A 12,297-nucleotide genomic window follows, 5' to 3' on the forward strand; every position below is an offset into this window, starting at 1 on the left:
CAACGCGAAGGCCGCATCGGCGCCGGCCACGTCGCGGTAATCCGCGGTTTCTGGCATCGGCTGCCCGACGTCGTCGACGTCGAAACCCGCCAACGGGCCGAGGCGCAGCTGGCCCGGTTGGGCGGCGAGCATCGCCCCGACGAGCTGAGCAAGCTGGCCGACAAACTCACCGACTGCCTCAACCCCGACGGCAACTTCACCGACGACGATAGGGCTCGGCGGCGGGGCATCACCCTCGGCAACCAAGACAGTGACGGCATGAGCCCGATCAGCGGGTATCTAACGCCGGAAGCCCGCGCCACCCTGGACGCCGTCTTGGCGAAATTGGCCGCACCCGGCATGTGCAATCCGGTCGACCAAGAGCCCGTCGTGGACGGCCAACCGCCACAGCAAGCGATCGAGCACGACACCCGCAGCGCCGCGCAACGCAACCACGACGCGCTCACCGCCGCCGGACGTGCCCTGCTGGCCTCCGGCGACCTGGGCCAACACAACGGCCTACCCGCATCGATCATCGTCACCACCACGCTCAAAGAATTGGAGGCCGCCGCCGGCCGGGGCCTCACCGGCGGCGGCACCCTGCTACCGATGAGCGACGTGATCCGGCTGGCCTCCCACGCCCACCACTACTTGGCGATCTTCGACAACGGCAAAGCGCTGACGCTCTACCACACCAAACGCCTCGCCTCACCGGCCCAACGAATCGTGCTCTACGCCAAAGACCGCGGCTGCACCGCACCCGGCTGCGACATCCCGGGCTATTTCACCGAAGTCCACCACCTCACCCCCTGGGCGAAAACCCACACCACCGACATCAACGACCTAACACTCGGCTGCGGCGCCCACCACCCGCTCGCCGAACAAGGCTGGACCACCCGCAAAAACCAGCACGGCGACACCGAATGGATCCCCCCACCACACCTCGACCACGGCCAACCCCGAACCAACACCTTCCACCACCCGAAAAACTCCTGCGCGACGACGAAGAGGACGACGAACCGTAAGGACGTCTAGCCAGGCAGCTGCCGGACGAATTGCGCTAACGCCGTGCCGATTTCGTCCGGGCTGTCCTCCTGAATGAAGTGCACGCCGGGAACGGTGACTTCAGTCAGATTCGGCCAACTGCGGACGTAGTCGCGGATCCGGCCGGTAACGATCGCTCCAGGGTCGGCATTGATGAAGAGCTTTGGCACGTCGCTTTCCGCGAGCCAGTCCCGATAGTCATTGACCACGGCGACGACCTCTGGGGGCTCACCGTCGATCGGTATGTTCCGCGGCCACGACAAGGTTGGCCGCCGGTCCTCTCCCGCTTTGGCGAACGGCCGGCGGTAGTTGCCCATCTCCTCATCGGACAGCCGTCGCCGGATGGCTCCCGGCAACACCGCCTCGACAAAGATGTTCTGCTCCAGAACCATTGACTCACCGTTGGGAGATCGGAAGCCCTGGAACACGCTTCGCACGCTATCGTGGAAATCCGGCCACGTCATCGGGGTGACGATCGCCTCCATAAATGCGATGCCGGCCACTCGGTCGCGGTGCCGGTTAGCCCAGTCGAAGCCCAGTGCCGATCCCCAGTCGTGCAGCACCAACACCACCCGGTCACCGAGATCGAGGGCCTCCCAAAGCCCGAAAAGGTAGTCACGCTGTTCGGCGTAGTGATAGCGGTCAGGGCCAGACGGGCTGAGCTTGTCCGAGCCGCCCATCCCGATCAGGTCGCACGCGACCAGTCGGCCCAGACCTTCCAGATGCGGCATCACGTTCCGCCACAGATACGACGAGGTGGGGTTGCCGTGCTGGAAGACGATCGTCGTGCCGCCGGGACCGCGGCCCTCGTCGACATAGGCCATGCGGTTCCCCGCGATCTCCCGATACCGCAGCTGTCCATACGGTTTGGCGCTCAGCATGGCGTCGCCTCCTCAACGGGTTGGTAGCCGATCAGGCCCGGTTGTGCTTGACCTGGTTGAACGGCACTCCGCGATCGGCGGCGTATTCGCGCGGAAAGCCCAGCACACGTTCGCCGATCACGTTGCGCGCCATCTCCGTTGTGCCGCCGCCGAGCGCCGCGGTTTGCCGGGACAAGTAGCGTTCGCCGGCGAAGAGCAAGTCGGCGGGCCCTTTAACGACGCTGACGACGCCGGCGCTGCCGGCGATCGCCAGTGCGGTGTCGACCTCGAGCGAAACTTCCTCGGCCTGGAAAAGCCGGATGATCGAACCGGCCGTCGGGGGGAGTGAGCCGTCCAGCACGCCTCGGTAGACGTGGTCGATCAACTGCTCCCACACGGCGCGGTGCGTCAGTGCGCGGCCGGCGGTTTCACGCACACGCTCGTTGTCAGCCAGCCCGGCAGCTCGCAGCAGCGTGGTGTAGTCGGGTGGCTGTTCCTGGTTGTTCTCGCTGCCGCTGCCGCTGGCGAATTCCGAGCCGCCGCCGACCGCGCGCCGCTCGTGATACAGCTGGCGCGAGGCCACCTCCCAGCCCTTACCGATTTCGCCGACCACCGCGTCGTCGCTGAGCTCCAAGTCGTCGAAGAATTCCTCGCAGAACTCAGTGGAGCCGTTGACCTGCTTGACCCGGCGCAACGTGATGCCTGGGCTGTCCATGCGCACCAGAAACATTGTCAGGCCTTCGTGTTTAGGCACGTCCCAGTTCGTTCTGGCCAGCAAAAGTCCATAGTCGGCGGCAAATGCTCCGGTGCTCCACGTCTTGGCGCCGTTGACCATCCACTTGTCGCCGCGGCGCTCGGCGCGCGTGATCACCCCGGCCAAATCGGAGCCGCCGCTGGGCTCGGAAAGCAACTGGACGAGCACCTCATCACCGCGCAGTGCCGCCGAAATGTGTTGCCGTTTCTGCTCTTCGCTGCCGGTGTCGAGGATCGTCGCACAACAGATGGTGAAGGTCGGGACATTCAGAATCAGGGGCATTTCGTAGAACGCGCTTTCGGCGTCGAACGCCTTCTGATACTCGATATCCAGCCCGAGCCCGCCGTACTCGGTGGGGAAGCAAATTCCGGCGAACCCGCCGTCGTAGAGCCGGCGCTGCAATTCGCGGACGTGCTGCCACGACGCCTCGTCGCCGCGATCGGCGTAGGGCGGATTACTCGGGTCGTCGATGCGCGGCATGGTGTCGGCGAACCACGTGCGGGCCCGCTCGGCGAACGCCTCCACCGATTCGCCTGCGTGCGCCGATGCTGTCTCGGTCATGACCGCAGCTTGCGTGAATGCATATAACGTCTCCGGAGAGTCACACTGGCCTGAAACGGTAATGACGTTACCACCAGGTCGGCGTCGTGACGGGGCGCAACGCCGCTCATGGATATGGCGCATCGCCTCATCGGAATCACAGAACAGGTGTGCGCGAAGGTGGCGGCCTTCGGAGAAGCCGGATTGGATGGGTTCTACGCCCGCATCTTGGGAGGTTTGCCGCGATGCAGTCTGAGCCCGATTGGGCCGAAGGATCCAACAAACCTGCGGCGGACCGCGCGAAGGAGATCGTGGTGCTCGGTTCGGGATTCGCGGGGCTATGGGCGGCCCTGGGTGCCGCGCGGCGCCTCGACGAACTCGGTATCGTCCCAAGCGCAATCGGGGTGACCGTGATTAGCTCGCGGCCATTCCATGACATCCGAGTACGCAACTACGAGGCCGATCTAACGCCGAGCCGTATCCCGTTGGGCAACATCCTCGGGCCCGTCGGTGTCAGTCATATCGCAGCAGACGTCACCGCAATCAACCCGGCCACCCGGACCGTGACCTACTCGGGCGGGTCACACACCTACGATCGGCTGGTCATCGCTCTGGGCAGCGAGGTGGTCAAGCCCAACGTCTCAGGCTTGGCCGAATTCGGTTACGACGTCGACACCTTCGACAGCGCGACGAAGCTGAGCCGTCACCTTGCCGGGCTGGCGGACGGTCCTGCCGACTCGGCTACCGACACCGTGATCGTCGTCGGCGCGGGTCTTACCGGTATCGAGACCGCGTGCGAAATGCCCGCCCGCCTCCCGCACGCATCGCGGCGCGCGGCGCGCGTGGTGCTCATCGACCGCCATTCGTTCGTCGGGTCCGACATCGGAGAGTTCGCGCGTCCGGTGATCGAGCAGGCCATGGCCGACATCGGCGTCGAGACTCGCACCGCGGTGGACGTAGCCGAGGTCGGTACCGGGGGGGTCAGACTGAGCAGCGGCGAAACAATAGCTACCCGCACGGTGATCTGGTGTGCGGGCATGCAGGCCAATCCGCTGACCGCGCAATTTGGCATTGAATGTGATCATCTCGGTCGGCTGCCGGTCGACGAGTACTTGCGGGTGGTCGGGATGCCGGGGGTATTCGCAGCCGGTGATGTCGCAGCGCTGCAGGTCGACGATGACCACATGTCTGTGATGTCATGTCAGCACGCCAGGCCCATGGGCCGCTACGCCGGCCATAACGTGGTCAGCGATCTATTGGGTGAGCCGATGCTGTCGCTTCAGATCCCGTGGTACGTCACGATTCTCGACCTCGGGTCGGCGGGCGCGGTGTACACCGAAGGATGGGACCGCCGCCTCGTTGCCCGAGGCCAGCAAGCCAAGGCGACCAAACGCATCATCAACACCCAGCGAATTTATCCGCCGCTCAACGGCAATCGCGACGCCATCCTGTCCGCCGCGGCACCGGTAGTTCAAGATCGGCCCAACCCCGCAGCCGGTTAAATTCTTGGCGCGTCGGCGTCGTACCGCCAGAGACGTCAGGTCACTCTTACCCCGCTCCGGCGCCGCCGTCCGCGGTGGCGGTCACCACGACGGTGACGGTGCTTGCGCCGGCGTTCGACTCGATGACCAGTTCGGGAGCGTCGGGCGCCGAGACAACCGTTCCCCCGGTGACGCTCACCTCGTAGCCATTCGGAAACTCCACGGCCGGAACGGAAATGGTGGTCTGTGAGCCGCCGGGGAAGCTGCCCAGGCCGTCGGCCTCCTGGGTGGAGTAGGTGAAGTCGAAGGTGCCGTTGTCAAACGAGTACGACGTCGGGGTGCCCGAAATCAGCTGCGGGTACGGCTCGGCGAGCGTGTCCAGGTTGGCGGTGTTGACGTTGGTGCCACTCGGTGGCATCTCGGGGTTGAACACCAGCGATTCGGAGCTCGGTGGCGACGCGCTGGTGGTGATATCGCCTTGGCTGCTGTAGGCCCACTCGGTCCAACCAATCAGGTTGCCGTCGGCGCCTTGCATCGGAGCGGCGATCGCGGTCTGGTCGCTGGTGGCTCCGAACTCCGTCATGAATGCCGGGATATCGTGTGCCTCCGCGTACGCCTCGGCATTGCCCACGACCGCGCTGACGCCCGGTATGCAACCCAGCGACCCTAGGTCGAACTCGCAGTAATCGTGGAACGACAAGACGGTGTTCGTGGCGTCCACCGTGCCCAGATCGGTGGGTATGCCCGCGTTGGAGAGGACGTTGGGCTCGAAGAAGATCGGTGTGGTCGGATCGACGGCCCGGATCGCATCGGCCCCCTGGTCGTAGAACGGAGTCAGCTGCTGACTGTCGAAGAACGAGCCGCCCAACAGGGTCGACAGGAACGTCGATGAGCCTGGCGACGGTTCATTCATCAGCTCGAACCCGGCCACGTTGGGGTTGCCGTTGAAGGCGCTGGCGACGTACTCCAACATCTGGCTGTAATTGTCTTCTAGCCCAATGCCGTTCGGGGCGTCGGCGTTCGACCAGAACGAATCCCAGGCCTGCTGCTCGGCGGGATCGAAGAATTCGTTGTACGGGAAGGGCAACGAAACGTTGGTTGCCCCGTTGGTTTCGGTCGCCCAAGCCGGTGCCCCCTCGCCCCCGAAAGCGGTGCTGTAAGCGTCCTGGTGGAAGTCGATGATGCTGTAGATGCCGTGGTTGCCTAGGGTCTGCACGGTGCTCTCTATCGAGGCGAGGTAAGCGGCGTTGAAAACGCCGGGCTCCGGCTCGAGGTCGGACCAGATGACGCCGACCCGGACGGCGTTAAAGCCGTTGGCGGCCAGGAACGCTGCGTCGTCGTTGCTGAACCCGCTGGCCAAGGGGTCACCGGGCGCCACCTTGTACACCTCGTTCAGTCCGTGCAGCATGACGACCTGTCCGTCACTGTTGGTGAGGAAGCCTCCGGTCGTCCCGAGGGAGTCGGCAACCGACGGGTCGCCGGTCGTCGTGCCGAAGTCACCGACCATGCCGTGGATGCCGAGCACGCTGGAATCGCCGCCGGCTCCACCAAGCGCGGGCAAGCCATCGGGCGCGGTGCCGTCGCCGGCATTACCGCCGTCGCCGCCGATGCCCATGAACGATCCACCCGCGCCGCCGTCGCCACCGTCGGCGCCGGCGCCGCCGTCGCCGCCCTCACCGCCGTTGCCGATGATCCCGGCCGCGCCGCCCTCACCGCCGGCAACGCCGGGGTCGTCGCTGTTCCAGCCGTGGCCGCCGTCGCCGAATAACCACCCGCCAGCACCACCGTCGGGGTCAGTCTCCGTGCCGGGTGCGCCGTTGCCGATCACATCGGACCCTGCCACCGAGTTGATGAAGCCGTCGACCTGATGACCGAGGTTGCTGTTGATCCAGTCCTCGAGGGCGGTGTGAGTGGGTGTGTAGACGTACTGGTTGAACAGGTCGGAAAAATCGGGGGTGGCGGCGGCGGTCGCGGCAGACGTCGCGCTGTCCGCGGCGAAGGTCGGATCGAAGCTCGTCGCCAGCGCGCCCAAATCCGCGCCCAGCGTGGGGTCGATCGCCGAGAGGGAATTGATGATGGGGTCGAGGATCACGTCGAATTCGTCGGCGCCGGCCGGTGGTGCGGTCATCAACGGTGCCATGCCGAAGGCGAAGAACGCTCCCGCGCTCGCCCCCAAACCAAGCGCACACCCGCGCACCGATTTCTTGCGCGGCTGACGAGCTACCTCGGTGGTGCGATGACGAGCCATCTTGGCCCTTCCTAAGACATGCGTTGGCTTTGGGTGGGCGCGGTTCAACCTAACAAATTACTTAGAAGCAATCTAGATTTTCCTGAGCAGCTCGGCTAGATCTTCAGATACCCCTTGTCGGCGGGGATCTGAGCCGCCGTCACCAGCGATGACGCATCGCTGGCCAGCCACACCACGATGTCGGAGATCAGGTCCGGAGCGGCGAGCGATTCGGTCGGAAGCGCGCCGGGGGAGAAGCTGTGGATGTAGTTCGGGTGGTCGGCGAACACCTGGTACATCGAGACGTCGTTACCCATCGGCGTGTCCGTGCCGTAGGGGTGCACAGAGTTCACCCGGATCCCGAACTCGCCGAGCTCGACGGCCAGCGAGTTGGTCAGCCCGACGACGCCGAACTTGCTGGCGCAGTAATGCCCGCAGCCGGGAACGGCCTTGATTCCTGCCGCGGAACTGATCGTGATGATCGACCCGCCGTTGCCGGCGTCGATCATCGGCGGCACCACCGCCTTGATCGTGTTCCACAGCCCGGTCAGGTTGATGTCGAGGGTGTCCTGCCACTGCTCCGCCGAAATCTCCCACAGCCGGCCCCAATTGAGCACCCCGGCGTTGGCGACCACGATGTCCAGACGGCCGAATTGTTCGATGGCGTCGCCGACCACGCGCTGCTGGCCGGCCGCGTCGCGGACGTCGACTTCCGAGGCCAGGACCTTGCGTCCTTCACCCTCTACCAGATTCACCGTCTCGGCGAGCTCCTCCGGCTGTGACGGGGGATAGCCGTTGTGCGCGGTGACCGGTCCGCAGGCGTCGATGGCGACGATGTCTGCCCCGGCCCTGGCCAGCCTGATGCAGTGTGAGCGGCCCTGGCCGCGGGCGGCGCCCGTCACGTAGGCAACCTTGCCGGCCAACGGAAGATCGGTAGTCGTCATGCCGGCAAGCGTAGGAAACGCTTAGCCGCGGCGGGGCCGAGTCAGCGTGAATTGTTCGACCACGCTGATCGCTCCGTACGGGCCATTGACCGCGTAGTGCGTCGCCTTGATCGAGGTGTTGCCGCCAGGAGAACCGGGGTCGACGTCGAATGCCACGAAGCCGTAGGGGTTTTCGCGGTCGCGGAACGCCGACCACGGGGCATCCTCCGTTACGTAGATCGGCGCCTTGCGCCCGATCGCCGGATCGAACGGCCCGACGCCGGTCAGCACGCGGCACCTGGGCTCTGGGAAGAACAGGGTGTTTGACGGCGTCGAGGTGCCACCACCGCCGATGACGAGGTGCACGGTGCCCTTGTTGGTGTCGATGACGTCGCCGCGGATCTCGACGGGTATCGGCATTTTGGTTTCGGTGTCCAGTGTTCCCCGCACCGCATGCGAGCGTTCATAGTGGTGCTCGTGGCCGCACACCACCAGGTCGACCTGGTAGCGGTCGAACAGCGGCAGCCACTCCTGGCGGATACCCAGGTCGGCGCCGTTGGTGCGATCACCGGTGGAGATCGCTACCTGGTGCATGCAGACGACCACCCAGTCGACTCGCGAGTCTGCTCGTGCGTCGGCGAGTTCGGTTTCCAGCCAACGCTTTTGCGCGCCGCCCGAGTAGCCGTGCACGTAGAAGTTGCCGCCGTCCTGATAACAGACGTCGTCGTTGTTGAGGCTGATCACCCGCACCGAGCCGGCGGTGAACGAATACCACAGCCCGCGGACCTCGGCGTCGGATCCGGAGTCGGGCAATGCGAAGTAGGTCTGGTATGCGTCGTAACCGACCGGCCCGTTGCCTAATTCGTTTTCATGGTTGCCTGCCGCGGGCATCCATGGCCGGTAGCGCGCCGAGCGCGTGTTGTTGTCGAACCAGTCCGACCAGGTGCGAATGCGGTCGTTGGCGAGGTTGGCGTAGCACAGGTCGCCGTTGACGAGGTTGAAGAGCGGTCCTAAACGTTCGATGGCGGTCGTGGTATCTCCGGCCGCCGGCGATCCAAGGTTGTGGATGCCGTAGATCGGGTTTTTGAATTGGCCCTGTGTCGAGATGGCCTGATCTCCGAAACTTGTGAAGCGCAACGGTTTTCGCCCGGACGGGGCGGTCCGGACCGTCCCTAGCTCGGGATTGGTGCCGTCGTGAACTGCCGCGTACACATAGTCGGTGTCGGGAGTCAGGTTGTCGAGCCGGGCGTGGTTGACGCGCACTTCGGTCTTGGATATCGCGTCACGGTAGGTTCGGGTCTCGGCTTGCACGACCCGGCCGAAGCCGGACGTCGGCGTGCCGACCATGACCCGCGGGTTGCGAACAGGGTCGGTGGTGTGCCATGAGACGACGACTTCGGTGGAGGCATCCTTGCCGAATTGCAGATGCAGGCCGCCGACCGGTTGCGCGCCGCTCTGATCGGGCCGGGTCCACAGACTGGGCCCACGACCCGGCGTCCCAAGCAGCGCGACGCCGGCCGCGCCGACGCCCGCCCCGACGATGGCCGCCGCAGCGCCCGTCGTCAGCAATGTCCGGCGGCGGATGCCCGATGGTGATTCCGGCTCTTCGCCCATGCGTCCTTAATACCGGCCCGTGGTGGCTAACCGGCAAACACGTACACCCCGGTGTGCCGGCCCGACCGCAGCGGCACTGAAATCCGCCGGTATTCGTCGACATCGCGATCGCGGCGGTCGACGGCCGGATGCCCCTCGTGGTCGGCGTTTCCGATTTGACGACCGCGAAGACGACGCGGCTTGCGAAGTAGGCATAGCACGCCGGCGCCGATGCGGTGATGATCTTGGCGGTGAGTTACTGGAAACTTTCCGAACGCGAAATCTTTAAGCATTTTCTCAGCATTACTGACGCGATTGGGATTCCGATCATGATTACAACAACCCGGCCACTAGCGGCGTCGATATGAACCCAGAACTGTTGGTGCGAATGTTTGAGACTATCGACAACGTCTCTATGGGCAAAGAGTCCGCCGCTGACCTTTCCCGATGCGGTGCGTCGACCAGCTCAGCGGCGGCCGGCTGCCGTTCTACAACGGCGGCAATCCGCTGGTGTTGGACGCGCTGCAGGCAGGCGCCGCGGGTTGGCGCACGGCCGCGCCGTGCCTACGACCACAGCCTTTGCATCGACCTGTACGACGCGGTACGGGCAGGCGAATTACCAAGAGCACAAGCCATTTACGATGAACTCAAGCCGCTGCTCGAGTTCATCGTTGCCGGCGGCCTGGCGACCACCGTGAAGGCCGGCCTGGAGTTACTCGGCGTCGGCGTGGGGGATCCGCGTCGACGATTGCTACCGCTTGACGACAAGGGCCGCGTTGCGCTGAAGAAGTTGCTGACTGAAGCCTGAGCGCAGCACCGACTGCGGCGCGGTTTTCGCTCGCCCAGCTGGTTCCTGAGAGTTGCCTGTGTCGCATGAAGAAAAATTTATCCGGCGCGGAATGTCTTTGGTTTTTTTCAGCACAGCAGGGGTGTTCGTGATTTACGATTGGCCAGCCGTTACGCGCCCGACTGAACGCTGTTCGGAAAAAGTAAATGAATTGATAGTTGCGAACAGCTGACCGGGTGCTTGACGTTCGCGTTGAGGAGGTCGGGGTGTCGTTCGTAACTACGAATCCGGAAGTGTTGTCGGGGGCTGCGAGCAGTCTGTCCGGGATCGGTGACTCGATGGTGGCCCGCAATGCGGCTGCGGCGGCGCCGACGACCGGGCTGGCACCGGCGGCGTCGGATATGGTGTCGGCGATGACGGCGGCGCAGTTCGGGAAGCAGGGCGTGGCGTATCAGCAGATCGCGGCTCAGGCAGCGGAAGTCCATGAGCAGTTGGTCGCCGCACTGCGCTCCGGCGCGGGGGCGTACGCGCTGGCTGAGGCGGCGAATGCGGCAGCTGCAGACTAAGGGGGACCGGGGGCAATGAGCTTTATGATGTTCCCGCCGGAGGTCAATTCGGCCCTGATGTACTCGGGGGCCGGCTCGGGACCGTTGATGGCGGCGGCGTCGGCGTGGGATGAGTTGGCCGCCGACTTGGAGACCACTGCCACCTCATATCAGGCGGTGATCCAGCAATTGACCGGCGGCCCATGGCTTGGTCCGTCCGCGACGAGCATGGCTTCGTCGACCGCGCCCTTCATCGCGTGGTTGCAGGGCAGCTCGATTCAAGCCGCTCAGACCAGTGCGCAAGCTCTGGCGGCGGCCGCCGCCTACGAGGGTGCTTTTGACGCCACGGTGCCGCCGTCGGTGATCGCGGCCAACCGGGCGTTGTTGGCGGCGCTGGTCGCCACCAACTTCCTGGGCCAGAACACTCCGGCGATCGCGGCCACCGAGGCGCTTTACATGGAGATGTGGATCCAGGACGGCCTGACGATGGACACCTATGCGGCGGCCTCCACGCAGGCCACCGTGTTGCCCGAGCAAACCCCGGCGCCCACGACCAGCGACGGGGGGACGTCGGCCAACGCGGCCGCGGCCGCCCAGTCGACCGCGAATTCGACCAGCAATTTGGGCACTGCCCTGCAGCAGTTGCTCAACGCCTACTTGAGCGGAACCGGAAACACCGTGCCTAGCGGCGGCACCTCATCCCCATTACAGACTGCATGGACCTCCGTGCTGACCGACGTCGGTGTACCAACATCTTTGGACTCGACGTTACTCAGCGCGCTGGTTGGAACCGGTGCGACGTCGACGACGGATTCGATCCTTCCGGTACAGGGCGCCTACTACGCGACGATGATGGCCAGCATGCCCGCCAAGATGTTGATCAGCATGGCCAACACGATGAACGCCAGCCAGGCGATGCAGGCAAGCCAACAGGCGATGCTGGGCCAAGTTTCCACACTCGTCGACGCCAAGATGAAAGCTCTGATGGGCGGCATCTCTGCCCAGATGCGGGCGGCGGGCCAGGCGATCAGTGCTCAGCTGGCCTCCGCGCATCGGTTGGGCGGGCTGTCGATACCGAACGGTTGGGCAAACAAGGCACCGGAGATGGCTGTTCGAGCGGCCCCGGTGTTGCCCGCGACCAGTGTCAGCCCGGCTAACCCAGCGGCGGGTCTGCCGAACAGCCCGTTCACGCAAGCCCTTATGGGTTCGCTGAGCGGGCGCGGTATGGGCACCCAAGCGGCCAAGACGGCTCCCGTGAAGGTCGAAACCCGTACGCCGGCCGGCGGGTGAGAGATGGGGGATGCCGTTGCCGCACAACGCATTAACGCCCAAATGATACCGAGATAAGGAGAGATTGATATGCCTACGCGTTTTATGACTGACCCGCATGAGATGCGGTCGATGGCGGGCCGTTTTGATGTGCACGCCCAGACGGTGGAGGACGAGGCCCGCAAGATGTGGGCGTCGAGCCAAAACATCGCCGGTGCCAGCTGGAGCGGTACGGCCCAGATGACGTCTTACGACACCATGGGCCAGATGAACCAGGCCTTCCGCAACATCGTCA

At 64.8% G+C, this 12,297-nt stretch carries 9 protein-coding genes and 2 pseudogenes; 6 read left to right on the forward strand and 5 right to left on the reverse strand.

Features of this window, described 5'->3' with window-relative positions:
* Positions 1 to 1,004: pseudogene (locus VKI00_RS11975) on the forward strand (HNH endonuclease signature motif containing protein); the annotation flags it as partial.
* 6 nt (positions 1,005 to 1,010) lie between these two features.
* Here the strand turns inward: VKI00_RS11975 and VKI00_RS11980 are convergent.
* Together VKI00_RS11980 and VKI00_RS11985 are read right to left on the reverse strand one after the other, a co-directional pair.
* Complete coding sequence (locus VKI00_RS11980) at positions 1,011 to 1,904, reverse strand: haloalkane dehalogenase (RefSeq protein WP_324437675.1); 894 nt, start codon at positions 1,902 to 1,904, stop codon at positions 1,011 to 1,013.
* Between the two features lie 31 nt (positions 1,905 to 1,935).
* A complete protein-coding gene (locus VKI00_RS11985; protein ID WP_324437676.1) occupies positions 1,936 to 3,198 on the reverse strand; it encodes an acyl-CoA dehydrogenase family protein in 1,263 nt (420 codons plus the stop codon).
* Between the two features lie 224 nt (positions 3,199 to 3,422).
* On the opposite strand from VKI00_RS11985, the gene VKI00_RS11990 reads away from it, so the two are divergent.
* Positions 3,423 to 4,679 carry an NAD(P)/FAD-dependent oxidoreductase gene (locus tag VKI00_RS11990; RefSeq protein ID WP_324437677.1) on the forward strand — a complete coding sequence of 419 codons (1,257 nt, stop codon included), beginning with the start codon at positions 3,423 to 3,425 and terminating at the stop codon, positions 4,677 to 4,679.
* A gap of 46 nt (positions 4,680 to 4,725) precedes the next feature.
* Here VKI00_RS11990 and VKI00_RS11995 read toward each other — a convergent pair whose 3' ends face one another.
* The 3 genes from VKI00_RS11995 to VKI00_RS12005 form a co-directional block, all read right to left on the reverse strand.
* Complete coding sequence (locus tag VKI00_RS11995) at positions 4,726 to 6,906, reverse strand: cellulase family glycosylhydrolase (RefSeq protein ID WP_324437678.1); 2,181 nt, start codon at positions 6,904 to 6,906, stop codon at positions 4,726 to 4,728.
* Positions 6,907 to 7,001: 95 nt separating this feature from the next.
* A complete protein-coding gene (locus VKI00_RS12000) occupies positions 7,002 to 7,829 on the reverse strand; it encodes a mycofactocin-coupled SDR family oxidoreductase (RefSeq protein WP_324437679.1) in 828 nt (275 codons plus the stop codon).
* 21 nt (positions 7,830 to 7,850) lie between these two features.
* Positions 7,851 to 9,422 carry a metallophosphoesterase family protein gene (locus tag VKI00_RS12005; RefSeq protein WP_324437680.1) on the reverse strand — a complete coding sequence of 524 codons (1,572 nt, stop codon included), beginning with the start codon at positions 9,420 to 9,422 and terminating at the stop codon, positions 7,851 to 7,853.
* Positions 9,423 to 9,517: 95 nt separating this feature from the next.
* Here VKI00_RS12005 and VKI00_RS12010 point away from each other — a divergent pair.
* The 4 genes and pseudogenes from VKI00_RS12010 to VKI00_RS12025 form a co-directional block, all read left to right on the forward strand.
* Positions 9,518 to 10,209 (forward strand): annotated as a pseudogene (locus tag VKI00_RS12010) (dihydrodipicolinate synthase family protein); the annotation flags it as partial.
* A gap of 245 nt (positions 10,210 to 10,454) precedes the next feature.
* Complete coding sequence (locus tag VKI00_RS12015) at positions 10,455 to 10,754, forward strand: PE family protein (RefSeq protein WP_324437681.1); 300 nt, start codon at positions 10,455 to 10,457, stop codon at positions 10,752 to 10,754.
* Between the two features lie 15 nt (positions 10,755 to 10,769).
* Positions 10,770 to 12,023 carry a PPE family protein gene (locus VKI00_RS12020; protein ID WP_324437682.1) on the forward strand — a complete coding sequence of 418 codons (1,254 nt, stop codon included), beginning with the start codon at positions 10,770 to 10,772 and terminating at the stop codon, positions 12,021 to 12,023.
* A 69-nt stretch (positions 12,024 to 12,092) separates the two neighbouring features.
* The coding region (locus VKI00_RS12025; protein WP_324437683.1) for a WXG100 family type VII secretion target at positions 12,093 to 12,297 on the forward strand (205 nt) is incomplete at its 3' end.

It is taken from the genome of Mycobacterium sp. (genome assembly GCF_035314665.1).
Classification (GTDB): domain Bacteria; phylum Actinomycetota; class Actinomycetes; order Mycobacteriales; family Mycobacteriaceae; genus Mycobacterium.